The organism is Parasphingorhabdus sp. (assembly GCF_041748495.1).
Taxonomy (GTDB): Bacteria; Pseudomonadota; Alphaproteobacteria; order Sphingomonadales; family Sphingomonadaceae; genus Parasphingorhabdus.
The window spans coordinates 1-19,436 of record NZ_JBGTDD010000054.1 but is presented as its reverse complement, the minus strand read 5'-3'; the positions used below and the strand labels follow the sequence as shown (position 1 = coordinate 19,436).

The following is a 19,436-nucleotide window of genomic DNA, read 5'->3' as shown; positions in this document are numbered from 1 at the left end:
AAAAGCGGTATCGACAGCAGCAGCAAAACCGCAAAACGCGGCGAACATAATGTCGCCGCGCTTCAGGATTGGTTGGGTTTGGACGAAAGCGAAATCAGCGCACTCGCCCAAAGCAAGGCGCTGATTTCAAGCTAGCCTAGGCCTCGGCGTTGCGCGCCTGACGGCGTTTGAACGATTTCGCGCCATTGTTCCAATGCTTGGGACCATCGCTCTTGGCACCGGCACTCGATCCGGGACCACCGCGACCCGAACCACCGCCACCAGGGCGACCCTTGCGGGCGCTATGCTTGTTCTTGGCCGGTCCGCTGCGGGTTGGCGTTGCACCATATTTCTTCGGCTTCTGGCCATAGATGCGCGACGCCACTTCCTCGCGCGCCGGTTCGTCATAGCCTTCCGGCAATGCAACGACATCGGGCTTCACGCCAGTCAGTTTGACCACATCGCGCAGGAACTGGCGCTCGTCGGGAGCGACCATCGAGTAGGAAATACCGCTCGCGCCTGCCCTTGCCGTCCGGCCGATCCGGTGAACATATTGTTCGGATACATTGGGCATGTCGAAGTTGATGACATGGGTAATGCCATCGACATCGATACCGCGGGCCGCAATATCGGTCGCGACCAGAATGTTGATCTTGCCCTTCTTGAAGTCGCCCAGAGCCCGCTCGCGCTGCGGCTGGCTCTTGTTGCCATGGATCGCAGCGGAATGGATACCGACGGCCATCAGGTTTTTCACAACCTTGTCGGCGGCATGTTTGGTCTGGGTGAAGACCAGCATATGCTCCGGATTTTCGTTGTTGACGAAATCCTTCAGCAGGCGCTGCTTGTCATCCTGGTTGATATAGGTGACGCGCTGATCGACCCGCTCGGCGGTGGTCGACTGCGGCGCAACCGATACCTGCACCGGATTGGTCAGGAACTGGTCGGCCAGCTGCGAAATGGTCTTGGGCATGGTTGCCGAGAAGAACAGGCTCTGGCGCTGTTTCGGCAGCAACGGAACGATCTTCTTCAGCGGCACGATAAAGCCGAGGTCCAGCATCTGGTCGGCTTCGTCGAGCACCAGGATCTCGACCTTGCTCAGGTTGAGATAGCGCTGATCGACCAGATCAAGCAGACGGCCCGGTGTCGCCACCAATACGTCGACGCCGCGTTCCAGGATGCGCTTCTGCCGGTTGATCGGAACACCACCGAACGCCGAGGTCACATACATGCCCAGACCCTTGGAATAGCCGGTCATGCTGTCGGCAATCTGCCGGGCCAGTTCGCGGGTCGGTGCCAGCACCAGCATGCGGCATTCAAAGCGGCCGGCGCGTTTCTTGCTGTTCAGCAAATGGTGGATCGAGGGCAGCGAGAAAGCAGCGGTCTTGCCGGTGCCGGTCTGCGCAATACCCAATATGTCCTTGCCTTCCAGCGCGGGCGGAATCGCCTGCTGCTGAATGGGAGTGGGCGAAGTATAGCCGCCTTGGGCAATAGCCTTCTGGATAGGTTCCGCGAGAGCGAAATCAGAAAAATTAGTCAAAAATAATACCTTAAAAAATAAGCAGCAAGTGGACGCAGCACAAGAAGGACTCGTGCGCGCGTTCGCCGTCGGTTAAGACGACCCGCGTGATCAGGCTGCCGGAAAGAAAGAAGCAATGAAGGCGATAGGTTCGAGGTGATCTTGTCACCTCTCACGCAGAACTCTCGCCAGACGGTCAAATCAAATTGCCGCCTTTGCTGCGATGCAACATAGGTGTTTTTGCGATCCTGTCAAGCGTTCCGTATTCCACCGGGGACGCAATGTGCGCTTTTGGTCGCCCCCCGCTGCTCCGGCTGGGCCCGGTCGAAGACGATTATCCGCAGGACAAGCCAGACATCAGGGGGCAATGACAATCCCAACCCGACTGCGGAAATATTACCTGTGCGCCCCGTCAATTGACAATACACGCACATTCTACGATGCTTTCGCTACGTGCACCCCATCGCCTTCTCACGTCGCGGCCCAGCCGGGGCGCCCTCATTTTAAGGAGACTATCTCATGCGCTTCCCCCTCGCTTTTATCGCATTGGCCGCGACCGCACCATTGCTCGCACAATCTGCCCCCGAAATACCAGGACAAGTCGATGCGACCCGCGTGGTCGCCGGAACTTACACCGCCGATCCCTCCCATTCGCTGATCGCATGGGAAGCCAATCATTTTGGCTTTAGCGATTATATCGGACTGTTCGGCGATGTGGCAGGCACGCTGACCATTGATCCCGCAAACCTGTCCGGGGCGAGCGTCGATGTGACCATCCCGGTTTCCAAGGTGACCACTGCGAGCGCCGGGTTGACCGAGCATCTGTTGCGCGCCGGCAAAGACGGCGCCAAGCCCGATTTCTTTGGTCCTGAGCCCGCCGATGCGCGTTTCGTATCAACCAGCGTAACCGCATCGGGCAATGCCGCAACAATCGACGGCAATCTGACATTGAATGGCGTCACCAAGCCAGTGACGCTGGCTGCCGAATTCACCGGTGCCGGCAATAATCCGTACAACAAGAAGCTCACGGTCGGTTTTTCCGCGACCACGATGATCAAGCGCAGTGAATTTGGCATCATGACCGCCATTCCGTTGGTGTCTGACGAAGTGGAATTGGAAATCCATGTCGCGTTCGAAAAGAACTGACCAGACTTGATCGATCGAGACCGGGTAATTCTAACCGGTCTCGACCCAATAGCGGCACATGATTCCCTTTCATCCGCACGGATGCCAGCTACGCTGGGCTTCGCTAAGGACCCAAAGCGTTTGTTCAAACCGCAAAACCAGCCATCGTTCCTACTTGATGCAAAACGCAGAGCGTCTAGGGTGGTTTTCTTGACGGCTTCGCATTGGCGTGGAGCTTTTCCCCAAGAACGGATATGATTATGCGCAACTTGTTCCTTTCCACCTTGGCCCTGACGGCAATGACCGTCAGCCCTGCATCGGCACAGGACAGCGCGCCGGTAGTCAAACCCGTCCTTGATATCGGTGCCGGCGGACGGCCAGTCGGCGAAGCCTGGTCGCGCAGCCCGGTTCATGCCCAGCATGGCATGGTCGCCACCGCCCATCCCCTGGCCAGCCAGATCGCTCTCGACATCTTGAAAAAAGGCGGCACCGCAGCTGATGCAGCCATCGCGGCCAATGCGGCGCTCGGCCTGATGGAGCCAACCGGCAACGGCATCGGCGGCGATCTGTTCGCGATCATCTGGGATCCGAAGACGCAGAAACTCTACGGCCTGAACGGCTCCGGCAAGAGCCCGATGGGAACGAGCTACGAACAGTTCATCGAACAGCTTGGCGGCAGCAAGACGATCCCGCCCTTCGGTCCGGTGCCGGTGACCGTGCCCGGCACGGTCGACGCCTGGTTTGAAATGCATGACAGATTCGGCAAGCTGAGCATGGCCGACATATTGGCGCCGACCATCGCCTACGCCAGAGAAGGCCATCCGATAGCGCCGGTGATCGGCTATTATCTCGAGAGCAACCTCAACCGGTTCGAGCAGAGCCTCGACATGATCGGCGATTTTGACAATGCACGGAACACATATTTCAAGAACGGGGCGCCCAAGGCAGGCGAGATATTCAAGAACCCGGACCTCGGTGAAACCTTGAGCAAGATTGCCACCGGCGGACGCGACGCCTTTTACAAGGGCGACATCGCCAGGACCGTCGACACCTATTTCAAACGGATTGGCGGCAATCTGCGCTACGAGGATTTTGCCGCCCATAGTAGCAAATGGGTGGAGCCGGGCTGCGTCACCTATCGCAAGGGCTATGAACTGTGCGAATTGCCGCCCAACTCGCAGGGCTTCGCGGCGCTGCAAATGGCGAATATCCTGAAAAATGTCGATCTCGCGCAATGGCCGCGCGGCAGCGCCGAGGTATTGCATTATATTACCGAGGCCAAAAGACTGGCGTTCGAGGATGTCGCCCGCTTTTACGCCGATCCCGATGTCTCCCCTGCCCCGCTCGACTGGTTGCTTTCGGATGCCTATGGCAGGGAGCGTTTCGCCCTGATCGACCCGGCCAAGGCGACGCCGGGCTTCGGCCCCGGCGAGCCCAAGCTGGAAGGCGAAGGCGACACCACCTATCTCACCGTCGCCGACAAGGACGGCATGATGGTCTCGCTGATCCAGTCCAATTATCGCGGCATGGGTAGCGGGCTGGTCGCCGACGGGCTTGGCTTCATGTTTCAGGACCGCGGCGAACTCTATTCGCTCGATGCCGATCATCCCAATGCCTATGCCCCCGGCAAGCGCCCGTTCCAGACGATCATTCCTGCCTTCATAAAAAAGGACGGCAAACCGTTCATGTCCTTTGGCCTGATGGGCGGCGGCATGCAGCCGCAGGGCCATGTCCAGGTGATGATCAATCTTGTCGATTATGGCATGAATCTGCAGGAAGCCGGCGATGCCGCGCGCCTCAACCATGACGGCGGACGCCAGCCGACCGATGATCTCGCGGGAACCGATGCCGATCTTCTGGGTATACTCAATGTAGAACCCGGCATTCCCGCCGAAACGATCGAGCGCCTCAGGGCGATGGGTCACAAGGTCGAGGTGGTCAGCAATGGCGCGATGTTTGGCGGCTATCAGGCGATTGTCCGCGATGCCGAGACCGGCGTCTATACCGGTGCCACCGAAATGCGCAAAGATGGGCACGCAATCGGCTACTGATATTACGCCGCCACTGCCTCCCGCGTCGATATAGAATGGAAAGATTTCATGCGAAAATTCTGCCTTGCCACCCTGTTGCCGTTGCTCGCTTTTGCCCAGCCGGCATCGGCGCAGATGGAAAATTTCAAACCCGGACCGGTGTTTGAAAAATTCGGGCCTGTCGCAACGATCCAGGCTGACGAAGCGTTGCCGTCAGAGGTAGAGTTCAACATCGCTTTCGACGTGGCGCAGGCCGCTGACCCGGACAAGCTCAACCGCACCATTGAAAGCACTGCCCGGTTCATCAACATGCATGTCGCCGCTGGTGTTCCGGAGGAGAATATCAGTCTCGCGGTCGTTGTCCATGGCGGGGCCGCCTTCGACCTGACCAGTCAGGAATTTTTCGCGGCGCGCAAGGACGGCAGGCAAAATGCCAGCGCCGCCGCGATCGCGCAATTGCAGGACCATGGCGTGACCTTCTATCTCTGCGGGCAAAGCGCTGCTGCTCAAGGCATCGACAAGGCCGACCTCCTGCCCGGCGTGATCATGTCCTTATCCGCGATGACCGCACACGCCTTGCTGCAACAGCAGGGCTATACCATCAATCCCTTCTGATCGGACCAGCAAGCCCTGATGTTGAAGGTCGCGAGTTACAATATTCACAAAGGCATTGGTACGGACCGGCGGCGCAACCCCGGCCGGATCATCGACGTGCTCAACGAGATCGATGCCGATATCATCGCGCTGCAGGAAGCGGATCGCCGGTTCGGGGCGAGAGCCTCCGCGATTCCGGAAAAACTGCTGGAGATGCAAAGCGACTATCGCGCGATTCCGCTCGATGTCCAGATCGATTCGATGGGGTGGCACGGCAATGCGCTGCTGGTTCGCAAATCCGTATCGGTGATCGAACATGACATCATGCACATCCCCTGCCTGGAGCCGCGCGGCGCCATCATGGGCCATTTTGAAATAGACGGAAAGCAGCTGGCGGTGTTCGGCATGCATCTCGACCTGTCCGGCCTCTGGCGCCGGCGGCAGGCAGCTGCGATCGTCAGGCTCGCCCAGCAAAAGGAACAGGACGTCCCGGTTGTGCTGATGGGCGACCTCAACGAATGGAGCGCTGCCAGCGGCTGCCTGAAAGATTTTTCCCGCGCCTTCGAAATGGTCGATTGCGGCCGCAGCTTTCATTCGCGCAGCCCGATAGCCACGCTCGACCGGATCATGCACTCGAAGACAATCCAATCTTCTGCGGGCGGCGTTCACGACAGCCCGGCCGCGCGCAAGGCGTCCGATCACCTGCCGGTCTGGGCTCAAATCGCGATCGATTGAGGCTCTCAATCCCGCCAGATTCCTGACTACGTAACTCTACCTATATGGCCCCGCCCGTCCCGCTGGTAGCGCGATCCCTACACAACGGGGAAGGACGTTATGGACAATTTACTGGTGAAGGCCGGCGGCTGGCTGGTGCTCGTGCTTCTGGCATTTCTGGCGATGGTACTGGCCGTCGACAGCGGATTTGCCGTGCACATGGGGATCATCATGGCGGCGAGTCTGATCGCGCTGTGGGTGACGATCAGCAAGGCCGACTATGCTGCCATCGGTCGCGGCATATTGAAGGCCCCCGCCGATCCCGAAAAATATGACGACGATCCCATCCGCTGGGGTGTGATCGCGACGATATTCTGGGGCATGGCTGGTTTCGTGGTTGGACTGTATATCGCGCTCCAGCTGGCCTTTCCGGTGCTCAATCTGGGTCTGGAATATACCACTTTCGGACGCCTGCGTCCGTTGCACACATCTGCTGTTGTTTTCGCATTCGGAGGCAATGCGCTGCTCGCGACGAGTTTCTATGTCGTCCAGCGCACCTGCAGGGCGAGGTTGGCCTTCCCCGGCCTCGCCCGCTTTGTTTTCTGGGGCTATCAGCTGTTCATCGTGCTGGCCGCCACCGGCTATCTGCTGGGCATCACCCAGTCGAAGGAATATGCCGAGCCCGAATGGTATGTCGATCTCTGGCTGACCATCGTCTGGATCAGCTATGCCGTCGTCTTCATCGGCACGATCGTCAAGCGGTCGGAACCACATATCTATGTCGCCAACTGGTTCTTCCTTGCATTCATCCTGACCGTCGCGATGTTGCACGTCGTGAACGGCTTGGCGATGCCGGTCAGCCTGCTCGGCGCCAAAAGCTACAGCGCCTTTGCCGGGGTTCAGGACGCCCTCACCCAATGGTGGTATGGCCATAATGCGGTTGGCTTCTTCCTGACCGCCGGCTTCCTCGGCATGATGTATTATTTCGTGCCGAAGCAGGCCGAGCGGCCGGTCTACAGCTACCGGCTGTCGATCATCCACTTCTGGTCGCTGATCTTCCTCTATATCTGGGCCGGCCCTCATCACCTTCACTATACCGCGCTGCCCGACTGGGCCCAGACGCTGGGCATGGTCTTCTCGATTGTCCTGTGGATGCCGAGCTGGGGCGGGATGATCAACGGCCTGATGACGCTCAACGGTGCCTGGGACAAGATCCGCACCGATCCGATCATCCGGATGATGGTGCTGGCCCTGGCCTTCTACGGCATGAGCACCTTTGAAGGACCGGTGATGTCGATCAAGTCGGTCAACAGCCTGTCGCATTATACCGACTGGACCGTCGGCCATGTCCACAGCGGCGCGCTCGGCTGGAACGGCATGATCACCTTTGCCGCGCTTTATTATATGGTGCCGCGTCTCTGGGGTCGCCCCAAATTATACAGCCTGCGGATGGTGAACTGGCACTTCTGGCTCGCGACCATCGGCATCGTTCTGTACATCGCCTCGATGTGGGTCGCCGGCATCATGCAGGGCCTGATGTGGCGCGAATATGGCGACGACGGCTATCTCGTCTACGCCTTCAGCGAAGTCGTCACCGCGATGTTCCCGATGTACCTGATCCGTGCCGCCGGTGGCCTGCTCTATCTCGCTGGTGCGGTGGTCATGGTCTACAATGTCTGGATGACGATCGCGGGCCATTTGCGCGACGAAAAACCGATGACCGAAACACCCCATGACGAGGCTGCCGACAGGCCGCTGGTCGCGGTTCCGGCAGAGTGAGGGAGACAGGACAATGACCACACTCACGCAAAAGCACAAGAAGATCGAACGCAGCATCACGCTCCTCGCAGTCCTGTCGCTGGTCACGGTGGCGATCGGCGGGATCGTCGAGATTGCGCCCCTGTTCTGGATCGACAATACCGTCGAGGAGGTCGATGGCGTGCGCCCCTATAGCCCGCTGGAGCTGGCCGGACGCAACATCTATATCCGCGAGGGTTGCTACAGCTGCCACAGCCAGATGATCCGGCCGTTCCGCGACGAGGTGGATCGCTATGGCCATTATTCGCTGGCAGCGGAATCGATGTATGATCATCCGTTCCAATGGGGTTCCAAACGCACCGGACCGGATCTGGCCCGCGTCGGCGGACGCTATTCGGACGAATGGCACGTCCAGCATCTGATCGACCCGCGCCAGGTCGTCCCGGAATCGATCATGCCGCCTTATGCCTTTCTGGCCAAAAAGGAACTGAAGCCCGGCGATATGAGCGACCATTTGCGGGCCCTGTCGCGCCTTGGTGTACCGTACAGCAAGGAGGCGATCGCGAAAGCCAATGAAGACCTGCTGACCCAGGTCGATCCCATGGCCGATTCCACCGATCTGGAAGCCCGCTACCCCAAGGTGCAGATCCGCGATTTTGACGGCAATCCCGACAAGCTCACCGAAATGGATGCGCTGGTCGCCTATCTGCAGATGATCGGAACCCTGGTCGATTTCGAAGCGGGAGAAGCGCAGGAGCAGCCACGATGAACTACGAAGCCTTGCGCCATTTTGCCGATAGCTGGGGCCTGATGTTCTTGACTATCCTGTTTCTGACCCTGATCGGCTGGACCTTTCGTCCCGGTGCCGGGCGCAGCCACGAAGAAGCAGCTCATATGATTTTTGACGAGGACAAAAACGATGTCTGAGAAAAAACGCGTCGACGAACCGACCGGCACCGAAACCGTGGGCCATGAATGGGACGGTATCGAGGAACTGGACACGCCGATGCCGCGCTGGTGGCTTTGGACCTTGTACGCCACGATCATCTGGGGAATTGGCTATGTCATTCTCTACCCGGCGATCCCGCTCGTCAATTCCGCCACCGAGGGCCTCTTGGGCTGGTCCAGCCGCGGCGAATATCAGCAACAGGTTGCTGCCCGCGAAATCGAACTGGAGCCGATCCGCCAAGCCCTGGTATCGACCGACATCCGCAAGCTGAGCGGCAGTCCCGAACTGATGCAGCAGGCCATTGAGGGCGGGCGTTCCGCCTTCAAGGTGCATTGCGTGCAATGCCACGGCTCGGGCGCCGCTGGCTCGCCCGGCTATCCCAATCTCAATGATGACGACTGGCTCTGGGGCGGCGATCTGGAAGCGATCGAATATACGCTGATCCACGGCATCCGCAATCCGGACCATGACGAAACCCGCTTCAGCCAGATGCCTGCTTTCGGCAAGGACGGCATATTGCAGCCCAGTGAAATCCAGGATCTGGTCTCCTACGTCCGGCTCCTGTCGGGCCGGGAAAAGCAAAGCGCCGCCGCTCGGCGCGGCGCATCCCTGTTTGAAGCCAATTGCGCCATTTGTCATGGCGCGGATGGCAAGGGCGACCGCTTTCAGGGCGCGCCAAATCTCACCGATGCGATCAGCCTCTACGGCCTCGACCGCGCTTCGCTTACCTATACAATCACCAATTCCCGCTACGGCGTGATGCCGCGCTGGGGGCAAAGGCTCGACCCGGCAACGATCCGGATGCTGGCAGCCTATGTCCATTCCCTCGGCGGCGGAGAGACATTGCCGGCTCTGGACAAGGTGAACCAGGACACGCTTGATCAGATCAGGACGGAAACTCCGATTAACGGTGCCGGTGATGAACAGTCCTGAGACAATCCCGCAAGCCACGCTCTACGAAAAGCGCAAATCGGTCCATCCGCAGCGCATTGACGGGAATTTCCGGCGGCTGAAATGGGTGATCATGGCCCTGACGCTGGCGATTTACTATATCACCCCCTGGCTGCGCTGGGACCGGGGTCCCTACGCTCCCGATCAGGCGGTGCTGGTCGATCTCGCCAATCGCCGCTTCTACATGTTCGGTATCGAAATCTGGCCGCATGAATTTTATTATGTCGCCGGCATGCTGGTCATGGCGGGGATCGGTCTGTTTCTGGTCACCTCTGCCGTCGGCCGGGCCTGGTGCGGCTATACCTGCCCGCAAACGGTGTGGACCGATGTCTTCCAGCATGTCGACCGCTTTGTCGACGGTGACCGCAACGCACGCATGCGGCTGGACAAGGCACCCTGGACAGCCGGCAAAATTTCAAGGCGCTTGTTCAAATGGAGCATCTATCTTTTCATCGCCTTCTGGACCGGCGGCGCCTGGATCATGTATTTTGCCGATGCGCCCACATTGGTGGTGGATTTCTGGGCTGGCCAGGCGGCGCCCGTGGCCTATGCCTCGGTCGGGATCCTGACCGCTACCACCTTCATCTTAGGCGGCTTCATGCGCGAACAGGTGTGCATCTACATGTGTCCCTGGCCGCGCATCCAGACCGCGATGATGGATGAAAAATCGCTGACCGTCACCTACAAGGACTGGCGCGGCGAACCGCGCGGCAGCCTGAAAAAGGCGGAGGCCCAGCCGGGCAGCTTCGGCGATTGCATCGACTGCAATCAATGCGTCGCGGTCTGCCCGACCGGCATCGATATCCGCGAGGGGCCACAGATCGGCTGCATCACCTGTGCGCTGTGCATCGACGCCTGCGACCGGGTGATGGATCAGGTCGGACGCCCGCGCGGCCTGATCGACTATGCCACATTGGAAGATGCGGACCTCGAGAAAGCCGGAAAACCGCACAGCCCGATCCTGAAAACGCTGTTTCGTCCCCGCACGATCCTGTACACCGCGATCTGGAGCGCGATCGGGCTGGCGATGCTGTTCGCGCTCGGCAACCGGACGCGCATCGACATCAGCGCCAATCACGACCGCAATCCGGTCTATGTTCAGCTCGCCGACGGCCATGTCCGCAACAGCTATACCGTCAATCTGCGTAACATGGAAAATCGCCCGCGCGAGATGATCATCGGGATGACGGCTCTGCAAGGCGGAGTGATGTGGTCCAATAGCGGGTCACGAGATGGCGCAGGACAATCTCTGGTCACCAAGGTTGCTCCTGACAGCGTGGCCAGATTGCGGGTCTATGTCGCCGCTCCCGGCGAGGGACCGGCCCGGGAAGATTTCGCGCTAACGGTCACCGCTTCAGATGATCCGGAAGCGAAGGACATGGACGAGATATTCTTCGAAAGATCAGGAACTGACCAATGACCGAAAAGAAACCTGTTGTGAAAAAATTCACCGGCTATCACGCCGCGATGATCATCGTCGCCTTTTTCGCGGTGGTGGTCAGCGTGAACATGGTCATGGCCCGCTTTGCCCTCTCGACCTTCGGCGGTACCGTGGTCGACAACAGCTATGTGGCGAGCCAGAAATATAACCAGTGGCTGGAACAGGCCCGGGATCAGCAAGCCTATGGCTGGACCGTTTCACCGGCCGTTCGTTCGGGAAAGGGGGTCATATTGACCCTCGCAGAAGCCGATGGCGCTGCTCTGCAGGGCGCATCGGTCGTGGCCGTAGCCGAGCATCCCGTTGGCCGTGCCGAGCCGTTTGACGTCAGTTTTTCCGAAGTCCGGCCGGGCGTATATCAGAGCGTCGAGCCACTCGCGGCGGGCCGCTGGAAACTGAAACTGGTCATCTCCCGGGCTGACAAATCGATGCGTGTGCTGCAGGATTTCACGTGAACGCGATTGCGCCGATCGCGGACTCGCAGGCCCGGACCAATATATCGCGCTTCGTGGTTCCCGCCATCCGCTGTGCCGGCTGTATATCGAAAATCGAAAACGGATTGAACGGCAAGCCGGGCATCCTGTCTTCCCGAGTCAATTTCTCGACCAAGCAAGTCGCCATTTCGCATCTCCCCGAGATGGAAGAAGATCAGCTCCGGCGTGAAATAGAGGCCTTGGGTTTCGAAGCGCAAATTCTCGCGGACAATCCGCTGGCCGAAGAAAAAGGCAGCACCGACAAGCTGATCCGGGCGCTGGCCGTTGCCGGATTTGGCATGATGAATATCATGCTGTTGTCGGTAAGCGTCTGGTCCGGAGCCGCCGGTGTCACGCGGGAATTGTTTCACTGGCTATCCGCGCTGATCGCCATACCCGTGATCGCCTATTCGGGTCGACCCTTCTTCGCTTCTGCAGCGATGGCGCTGCGCTATGGCCGGACCAATATGGACGTACCGATTTCGATCGGCATATTGCTGGCAACCGGCCTGAGCATCCATGAAACCGCCACCGGCGGTGCCCATGCCTATTTTGATTCCGCAGTCATGCTGCTCTTCTTCCTGCTGGCCGGACGGGTGCTCGACGGCATGATGCGCGACCGGGCGCGTGAAGGCATTGGTGCGCTGCTGAAACAGACGGCGACCGGCGCTATGATTGTGGACGATGCAGGCAATAGCCGCTGGGTGGCGGCCAGAGATCTGCTGCCGGAGATGCGGATGATGGTTGCGGCCGGTGAAAGCCTGGCCGCCGATGGCGTGATCGAATCGGGTTCGAGCAGTTTCGACTGTTCGCTGATGACCGGCGAGAGCGAACCGCAGCCGAGAGGCAAAGGGGATATGGCGCTCGCCGGAACGCTCAACCTGCTATCACCCGTCGTCGTGCGGGTGACCGCCACCGGCGAAGACACCAGTGTGGCGGACATCGCCCGGCTGATGGACCAGGCCGGCCAGCGCCGTTCCTTCTATGTGCGCATCGCTGACCGGGCGGCCCGCTATTATGCCCCGGCGGTGCACAGCCTCGCTCTTCTCGCCTTCATCTTCTGGATGGCGGTCGGAGCCGGCTGGCACCAGTCCCTCCTGATTTCCGTGGCGGTGCTGATCATCACCTGTCCCTGTGCGCTCGGCCTCGCGGTGCCAGCGGCCCAGGTCGTGGCCTCCGGCGCGTTGCTGCGCAAAGGCGTGATGGTCAAGGACGGCAGCGCGCTGGAACGACTGGCAGAGGTCGACTATGCGCTGTTCGACAAGACCGGCACACTGACGCTGGGCCACCCGGTTCCCCTGAATCTCGACGATCTCAGCCTCTCCCAGAAACAGGTCGCTCTCGCTCTGGCACAGGCCAGCCGCCATCCGGTGAGCAAGGGCATCCGCACCGGTCTGCTGGCCCTCGATATTGAACCGGCCGCACTGGACGATATCAGGGAATTGCCTGGTCAGGGCATGGCGGCTACCTGGGACGGCGTGCACGTAATGCTCGGCAAGCCGGAAATATCGGCAGACCATCTGTCCAGCCAGCTGACCGTCGGCACCGAGTCCACCCTGCTCCAGCTGCAGGACGAAATCCGTCCGGATGCGTCGGAGGCCATTGCAAGATTGGCGGAGCTGGGATTGCCCGCGTCGATCATCTCCGGTGACAATATCGGTTCTGTCTCGGCCGTCGCGCGCGCCCTGAGCCTGCCTGCCCAGGCGGGCGCTTCGCCACAGGAAAAGGTGGAAGCCATCACCCGTCTGACCGACAGCGGCCACAAGGTGCTGATGGTGGGCGATGGCCTGAATGACGGCCCTGCCCTTGCCGCTGCCCATGTCTCGATCGCGCCGGGCTCGGCCAGCGATGTCGGCCAGCAGGCCGCCGATGCCGTCTTTACCAGCACCTCCCTGATGCCTGTGGCCCTGTCGATCACGGTCGCGCGCCGTACCATGCAGATCGTCCACCAGAATTTTGCGCTCGCCATCGGTTATAATATTCTCGCCGTTCCCCTCGCCCTCACCGGCATGGTCACGCCGCTGATCGCAGCGATCGCCATGTCCTTGTCCTCGCTGATCGTCGTCGTTAATGCCCTGCGTCTCAATGGTGCTGCCAAATGAGCGGTCTGGCGATCCTGATCCCGATTGCGTTGCTGATGGGGCTGTGCGGCCTTGTCTTCTTCTTCTGGGCCATGCGCCACGACCAGTTCGAAGATCTCGACGGTGCGGCCCAGCGGATATTGATCGAGGACGAAGACGAGCAGCCATGATCATCGGGATCAGACATTCCCCGCTCAGACTATGGCTGATCGCCGCCGTCGCCCTGCCGCTCGCAGCCACGCCGCTGGCCGCCAGTCCGGCGGGGATGACGGTAGAGCTCTGTTCTGCCGATGGTGCGGTGCGCACATTGACCATACCGGTTGACCGGGACAATGGCGAAGCCGATTGCGTCACCCCCTGTCACGCCTGCCTCAATCGCAAGAAACCGAGCAAAGGCTGACCGTCAGGCACGGATCGTGCGTCTGGCTAGCCTTCGCCATCCCGGTTTTCTGCGGCAAAGCCGATCCGCAGCGCCTCTGCGAGACTGCGTACACGCAGTTTTTCCATCATGTTGGCGCGGTAGATTTCCACCGTCCGCGGCGAAATGCCGAGATCATAGGCGATCGTCTTATTGGGAAAGCCAGCCATCAGCCCTTCCAGCACATCCTGCTCCCGTCCGGTCAGGCACGCCAGCCGGACCTTCGCTTCGGAAGCGACCATTTCCTTCAGATTGCTGTCTTCGAGACGCAAAAACGCCTCTTCCATTGCCGCGATCAGGGCTTCCTTCTCATAAGGCTTTTCGAGAAAATTGATCGCCCCGGCGCGCATCGCCTGGACCGCGATTTCCACATCACCATGGCCGGTCAGGATCACCACCGGCATGTCGATTCCGTCCCTGATCATCTGCTGCTGGACCTGCAGGCCGTCCATTTCCGGCATCCGAACGTCGAGCAATACACAGCCTCGCTCGGCGCCCTTTGCCATCTTCAGAAAGGCCACCCCGGACTCCACTGGTTCCACCTTGAATCCGGCGTGGCGCAACATGAATGTAGCAGATCGCCGGACCGAATCATCATCGTCGACGACGTAGACCAGCCGTTCATCGGTCATCATCTTGCTCCCCTGTCGCCTTTTCCAGCGTTATCCGAAATATCGTGCCCCCGTCCGGATTGCTCTCCGCCCGGATGGTTCCGCCGTGCGATTCGATGATCGTCCGGCAGATCGAAAGGCCCAGACCCATGCCGTCCCCCTTGGTGCTGGCAAAGGGATCGAAAATATGTTCTCCCAGTTCCTGATCGATGCCGGAGCCGCTGTCCGAGACGGCAATTTCCACCAGATCATCGTCTATTGAAGCTACGGCAATATGCAGCTTTTTCTGCGCACTGTCCGCCATCGCCTCGATCGCATTGCGCATCAGATTGACCATCACCTGCTGGATCTGCACACGGTCGACAAACACATGGTTGGTTTCCGGCGCGATATCGATCGAGAAGCGGACCCCTTTTTCCTGCGCGCCGATCATCCCCAGCACGGTCGCATCTTCGACCACCTGGGCGATCGACAAGACCCGGCGGTTGATCTCGCCGCGGGATACAAATTCCCGCAGCCGCCGGACTATGGTCCCTGCGCGCAAGCTCTCGGCCACGCTTTCCTGCAGGGCTTCCAGGAAAAACTCCCGGTTCTCCGCCATATCGCCGTCCATCATGTCGCGTGCCGCCGACAGATAATTGGCGATCGCGGTCAGCGGCTGATTGATTTCATGCGCCAGCGAAGAAGCCAATGTGCCGACCGCGCTCAGCCGCGAGGCGTGCGCCAGATCCGCCTGCAGCGCCTGGACTTCGGCTTCCCTCTGGTTTTTCTCGGTCAGATCGACGATGAAACCAGTGAAGTAGCGCTCCTCCCCGATCTTCGCTTCGCCGACTTCCAGTTGCAGCGGAAATGTGGTGCCGTCTTTCTTGGAACCGACAACCGTTCTGCCGATGCCGATAATCCGCTTCTCGCCGGTTTCCAGATAGCGCTGCATATAGCCGTCATGCGCGTCCCGGTAAGGCGTCGGCATCAGGATCTTGACATTCTGGCCGATGATCTCCCGTTGCTGATAGCCAAACATTTTTTCGGCGGTGGCGCTGAACGAGCTGATCAGACCATCTTCATCAATCACCACCATCGCGTCGGGTATCGTCGTCAGGATCGATTTCAATATCGAATTGGCCCGGTCCAGCCTGCTCTCGGCAGCGCCCAGCGCCGTGATATCCTGGAAGGATATCAGAATGGCGTCGATATCGCCTCTGGCATTGGCCAGCGGGGCCATATTGCATTCCGCCAGCATCGAACGGCCATCCGGCAAGTCCAGCGGCACCTCGATCGGCTTGATGTCGGTGCCGGTGACCGCGTCAAAGGCACGCAACATCGCGTCCTGGAAAATCGGCCGGTGGGCCTCGGCGACACAGCTGCCCGGTGCGCCTGGCGGCAGCTCCGCGAAGCTGGACACACCGAGGATTTTCAAGCCGGCGACACTGCAGTTGATGGCCCGCAGATTGCGGTCCACGATCATGACGCAATTCGGCAGTCGGGACAGGACGGATTCCAGATAGGGTGGCCGTTTCGTCTCAATGGCCTTGGTCTCACGCACCTGCGATGTCCATCCTCTGGCTGCCCAATCGATATGCTCGAATGCGATGTCCCTACACAAGATGCCGGGATTGCCATAAGGAAATATGGTCTGCCGTTGACCGTCTGCCCGTTCATTCAATGAGAAACAACAAGCGGAATGGGGCAGTCCTTGAACAGGTTGCGGGTGACGCCGCCGAAGAGAAACTCCCGCGCCCGGCTATGGCCATAGGCGCCCATGACGATATAGGCGGCATCGACATTATTCGCTTCCGCCTTTAGCACCGCATCAACCGCAGCCCTTCCGGACGGCGGGCTGTGAATTTCCGATTTGATGCCATGATAGGCGAGATATTCCGAAGCGGCGAGTTGCGGCAGATCGTGATCCTTGTCCTCTTCCACCGTCAGGATATGCACATCGCTGGCCATTTGCAGCAGCGGCACCGCAGCGCGCAGGGCATTGCCCGCCTCGAAACTGCCGTTCCACGCCACCAGCGCCGGACCGCAGGCGTCAAATTTCTTCACGTCATCCGGCTGCACCACCACTGGCGCCGTGGCGTTGAACAGCACGTCGCCCAATATCCCGAGCGGCAGCGCATTGTCACGTTCGCCGCTGGCCGAGCTCAGCACGATGATATCGACCAGCGCCGATTTCTTCGACAGGCCGCGAGCCGGTTCCGCATTTTCTTCCCGATAGTCCCAGGACACATCCTCGCCGGCCAGCCGCTTTTCGATGCGGGCGCGCAGCTGTTCATCCAGTTCCCGCGACAATTTGCTGATATCGTACATCACCGACATGCCGGTCACGCCGTCAAAGGCCATTTGCGGATTATAGGGATTGGCGCGCAGGCAGTGCAGATGCCCGCCCAGCGAACGGGTCAGATCAAGCGCCGCCTGAAGCCGGGCCTCGAGCCCGGTATCATCGGCAATATAGAGCATCACGGATTTCATAGATTGTCTCCTGTTTCCACGCCATTTTCTGGAAGCACAGCGGTTCACCGGAGCGTAGCGGGAGCGGGTCCAGGACCAAATGAAGGATTATTACGGATAAGCCGCGCGGTCAGTCCCCGGCCGCACCATGCGCGGCGATCCTTTCCAGCCAGCGCTGGCGGTGCGCGTCGCTGCGATCGACATTGCCGATCAGCGAAGTCGTCACCGGATCGATACCGGTCAGTTTCAATATATTGCGCTCGAAACTGCGGACGCTGTGCGAGGCATAATAGGCGCGATAGAAAAGCGCCGGCATGCCCATGCTGACAATCAGCCGGGCCGAGCGGCCGCGCAGCAGCTTCTGCGGCGCCTTCGCGCTGCCCTCCTCGCCATATTCCAGCGCGAAATTCGGCCGGAAAGCCTGCTCGATAAACGCCTTGAGCAGGGCCGGCATGTCCCCCATCCACAGCGGATAATAGAAGACGATATGCTGCGCCCATTTGATCGCATCCTGCCCCGGCCGGACCGCATCGGGCACATCCTCTTCCAGCCATTGCTTGCGGCTCTCCAGGATCGGGATATTCTTGCCCGCCAGCCGGATTTCCCGCACCTCGTGCCCGGCGGCGCGGGCCGCGTCCGCATAGGCGGCGGCAATCGCATGGCCAAAGCGGCTCGGGCTGGGATCGGGATGGCCGTCAATCACCGCTATGCGTTTCATCGCCCTGCTTCTTCCCCGTTGGCGGCGATCGGCGTCTGCCATTGGAAGGCGGTGATCAGTTCCATGATCGCCGCCTGCGCCGCCGCATCAATCTCCAGCGGATAGGAAGCCATCAGCCGCGCGTCCCAATAGCCATAATCCATCGCGGTCGCGCTGAAATGCCAGGGCACGCCATCCTTGTCGCCGTCAAAAATCCCCTGAAACGCAGAAATATCCGGGCGCCCCGAGACAAAATAATCGCCTTCCGAAAGAATCGTCGCGCCGGAATAACGGGCCATCAGGTCGGGCTTGATGATCCGGTAATGGTCTTCCGCCTTCAACCCTTCCAGATGCACGATGACGATCCTTATCTCGATCTCGTGATCTTCATAATCGCGCACATATCCGATCTCGAAATTATTGCCGGAAAAATCGGTGGTCATCGCGCACTGGCGGCTGAACCCGGCAATGCTGTCGGGAAAGACAAAGCCGCTCTCCTGGTGAACGATCGAACCGGAGTCCTTGTAGGGCGCAAACGGATCGACCAGCGGCGCCGCATCGGCCATGCATTCCGCAGCCGCGGGGCTGCTCGCCAAGGTCAGCGCCAGCGCGGCGGCGGATGCCAGTCCGGCCAGCTTCATTGTCGTCAGCATTTTTTGTCCCCAATTGATCGGATGGCGCCCCTATTCATGGCAGCTGATCACCCGGAACGGCAATTCGCTGCCGTCGGTTTCGGTGATCGTCAAATATTCCCCGACCTTCAGCGGATGATCCTTCAGCCGGAAGATGACTTCATCATCATCCTCCCCGACCTTGTAGGAAAAGGCCCAGCCCTTGGGCGAGACAATCACCACCCCGGCCTGATCGGCCTGCCCCGGCCAGAAGCGCCGCACAACCGGCGTCTTCTCCGCCTTTTTCAGCGCCTCCGGTTCGATAAAGCCGTCATCGTCCAGCGGAACGCGAAAGACATAGGCATGGGCTGACGAGCCATCGGGATGGTCAGCGGTGCGGGCCAGTTCAAGGCGGATTGTTTTCCAGGTCATGGCCTTGTCTGACCGATTGCCGCGGCCCGCGCGATACGCAATATTGCGTAGGTCGGGTGTCCCGACCTGTCACGCGATCGTACCGCCATATCCGGCAGGAACGCGGGGCGATGCCTGCGCACGCTCCACACCCGGATTGCCAATATCGCCGTTCGATAGCCCGAAAATCCACAGCAGGTTTTTCCGCATTAGGGGGTGTGACCCTGTGTGACCCGTACAAAAACATTATCGCCAGAACGGCCACGCGGCCATCCAGGCGGTCCTGGCAGCCCCCCCAATAAAGCCACCCCTTTCCTACACCTAACCAAATAGGTTATATTACGCCTTTTCCAACCCAGAAAGGTGATTCCTCCATGACCCAAATACCCGATATCGACACGCTGATCGACAAGGTCATCGCTCTCGAAGGCGATTATTCCGATCATCCCGCCGACCGCGGCGGCCCCACGCGCTGGGGCGTGACCGAGGCGGTGGCGCGGGCGCAGGGCTATGCCGGCGACATAATAAAATTCATGCGGCCAGATTTCGATACCGAACATGTAGAAGCGGCGATTGGCGAGATCGACCAGCACCGCCTGATCGGGAGCGTAGGGACCCCGGTCCCAGCG

At 59.9% G+C, this 19,436-nt stretch carries 21 protein-coding genes; 14 read left to right on the top strand and 7 right to left on the bottom strand.

Annotated elements, in window-relative coordinates; all coding sequences use genetic code 11:
* Positions 1-136 precede the first annotated feature (136 nt).
* Positions 137-1,516, bottom strand: a complete 1,380-nt coding sequence (locus ACEW8J_RS04230; protein ID WP_373490386.1) for a DEAD/DEAH box helicase — start codon at positions 1,514-1,516, stop codon at positions 137-139.
* A gap of 498 nt (positions 1,517-2,014) precedes the next feature.
* Between ACEW8J_RS04230 and ACEW8J_RS04225 the strand changes: the two genes are divergently transcribed.
* The 13 genes from ACEW8J_RS04225 to ACEW8J_RS04165 all read left to right on the top strand — a co-directional run bounded on the left by ACEW8J_RS04225 (position 2,015) and on the right by ACEW8J_RS04165 (position 14,008).
* The gene (locus ACEW8J_RS04225) at positions 2,015-2,641 is read left to right on the top strand and encodes a YceI family protein (RefSeq protein WP_373490385.1); all 627 of its coding nucleotides are present in this window, start codon (positions 2,015-2,017) and stop codon (positions 2,639-2,641) included.
* Between the two features lie 233 nt (positions 2,642-2,874).
* Positions 2,875-4,671, top strand: a complete 1,797-nt coding sequence (gene ggt / locus ACEW8J_RS04220) for a gamma-glutamyltransferase (RefSeq protein WP_373490384.1) — start codon at positions 2,875-2,877, stop codon at positions 4,669-4,671.
* A gap of 48 nt (positions 4,672-4,719) precedes the next feature.
* Positions 4,720-5,265: a DsrE family protein gene (locus ACEW8J_RS04215; RefSeq protein ID WP_373490383.1), complete on the top strand. Its 546-nt coding sequence runs from the start codon at positions 4,720-4,722 to the stop codon at positions 5,263-5,265.
* Between the two features lie 18 nt (positions 5,266-5,283).
* Positions 5,284-5,979: an endonuclease/exonuclease/phosphatase family protein gene (locus ACEW8J_RS04210; protein WP_373490382.1), complete on the top strand. Its 696-nt coding sequence runs from the start codon at positions 5,284-5,286 to the stop codon at positions 5,977-5,979.
* 99 nt (positions 5,980-6,078) lie between these two features.
* Positions 6,079-7,737 carry a cytochrome-c oxidase, cbb3-type subunit I gene (ccoN, locus tag ACEW8J_RS04205; RefSeq protein ID WP_373490381.1) on the top strand — a complete coding sequence of 553 codons (1,659 nt, stop codon included), beginning with the start codon at positions 6,079-6,081 and terminating at the stop codon, positions 7,735-7,737.
* Positions 7,738-7,750: 13 nt separating this feature from the next.
* A complete protein-coding gene (gene ccoO, locus ACEW8J_RS04200) occupies positions 7,751-8,485 on the top strand; it encodes a cytochrome-c oxidase, cbb3-type subunit II (protein ID WP_373490380.1) in 735 nt (244 codons plus the stop codon).
* Entirely contained in the window at positions 8,482-8,643 is a 162-nt protein-coding gene (locus tag ACEW8J_RS04195) for a cbb3-type cytochrome c oxidase subunit 3 (RefSeq protein ID WP_373490379.1), read from the top strand. Before ccoO ends, ACEW8J_RS04195 begins: the two co-directional genes overlap by 4 nt.
* Complete coding sequence (gene ccoP / locus ACEW8J_RS04190) at positions 8,636-9,598, top strand: cytochrome-c oxidase, cbb3-type subunit III (RefSeq protein ID WP_373490378.1); 963 nt, start codon at positions 8,636-8,638, stop codon at positions 9,596-9,598. The genes ACEW8J_RS04195 and ccoP overlap by 8 nt, the downstream gene beginning before the upstream one ends.
* Complete coding sequence (gene ccoG, locus ACEW8J_RS04185) at positions 9,585-11,036, top strand: cytochrome c oxidase accessory protein CcoG (RefSeq protein ID WP_373490377.1); 1,452 nt, start codon at positions 9,585-9,587, stop codon at positions 11,034-11,036. Before ccoP ends, ccoG begins: the two co-directional genes overlap by 14 nt.
* Positions 11,033-11,509, top strand: coding sequence for a FixH family protein (locus tag ACEW8J_RS04180; protein WP_373490376.1), 477 nt, complete (start codon positions 11,033-11,035; stop codon positions 11,507-11,509). The genes ccoG and ACEW8J_RS04180 overlap by 4 nt, the downstream gene beginning before the upstream one ends.
* A complete protein-coding gene (locus tag ACEW8J_RS04175) occupies positions 11,506-13,629 on the top strand; it encodes a heavy metal translocating P-type ATPase (RefSeq protein ID WP_373490375.1) in 2,124 nt (707 codons plus the stop codon). The genes ACEW8J_RS04180 and ACEW8J_RS04175 overlap by 4 nt, the downstream gene beginning before the upstream one ends.
* Complete coding sequence (gene ccoS, locus ACEW8J_RS04170) at positions 13,626-13,778, top strand: cbb3-type cytochrome oxidase assembly protein CcoS (protein WP_373490374.1); 153 nt, start codon at positions 13,626-13,628, stop codon at positions 13,776-13,778. The genes ACEW8J_RS04175 and ccoS overlap by 4 nt, the downstream gene beginning before the upstream one ends.
* Positions 13,775-14,008: a hypothetical protein gene (locus ACEW8J_RS04165; RefSeq protein WP_373490373.1), complete on the top strand. Its 234-nt coding sequence runs from the start codon at positions 13,775-13,777 to the stop codon at positions 14,006-14,008. Before ccoS ends, ACEW8J_RS04165 begins: the two co-directional genes overlap by 4 nt.
* 26 nt (positions 14,009-14,034) lie before the next feature.
* Here the strand turns inward: ACEW8J_RS04165 and ACEW8J_RS04160 are convergent, their stop codons facing one another.
* The 6 genes from ACEW8J_RS04160 to ACEW8J_RS04135 form a co-directional block, all read right to left on the bottom strand.
* Positions 14,035-14,658, bottom strand: coding sequence for a response regulator transcription factor (locus tag ACEW8J_RS04160; RefSeq protein WP_373490387.1), 624 nt, complete (start codon positions 14,656-14,658; stop codon positions 14,035-14,037).
* Positions 14,648-16,180 carry a PAS domain S-box protein gene (locus ACEW8J_RS04155; protein WP_373490372.1) on the bottom strand — a complete coding sequence of 511 codons (1,533 nt, stop codon included), beginning with the start codon at positions 16,178-16,180 and terminating at the stop codon, positions 14,648-14,650. The genes ACEW8J_RS04160 and ACEW8J_RS04155 overlap by 11 nt, the downstream gene beginning before the upstream one ends.
* Before the next feature lie 116 nt (positions 16,181-16,296).
* On the bottom strand, positions 16,297-17,109 hold the full coding sequence (locus ACEW8J_RS04150) for a universal stress protein (RefSeq protein ID WP_373490371.1): 813 nt from the start codon (positions 17,107-17,109) through the stop codon (positions 16,297-16,299).
* A 109-nt stretch (positions 17,110-17,218) separates the two neighbouring features.
* Positions 17,219-17,806 carry an NAD(P)H-dependent oxidoreductase gene (locus ACEW8J_RS04145; RefSeq protein WP_373490370.1) on the bottom strand — a complete coding sequence of 196 codons (588 nt, stop codon included), beginning with the start codon at positions 17,804-17,806 and terminating at the stop codon, positions 17,219-17,221.
* Entirely contained in the window at positions 17,803-18,438 is a 636-nt protein-coding gene (locus tag ACEW8J_RS04140; protein WP_373490369.1) for a hypothetical protein, read from the bottom strand. Before ACEW8J_RS04140 ends, ACEW8J_RS04145 begins: the two co-directional genes overlap by 4 nt.
* A 30-nt stretch (positions 18,439-18,468) precedes the next feature.
* The gene (locus ACEW8J_RS04135) at positions 18,469-18,828 is read right to left on the bottom strand and encodes a hypothetical protein (protein WP_373490368.1); all 360 of its coding nucleotides are present in this window, start codon (positions 18,826-18,828) and stop codon (positions 18,469-18,471) included.
* 353 nt (positions 18,829-19,181) lie between these two features.
* On the opposite strand from ACEW8J_RS04135, the gene ACEW8J_RS04130 reads away from it, so the two are divergent.
* A partial coding sequence (locus ACEW8J_RS04130) for a glycosyl hydrolase 108 family protein (RefSeq protein ID WP_373490367.1) occupies positions 19,182-19,436 on the top strand: 255 nt, incomplete at its 3' end.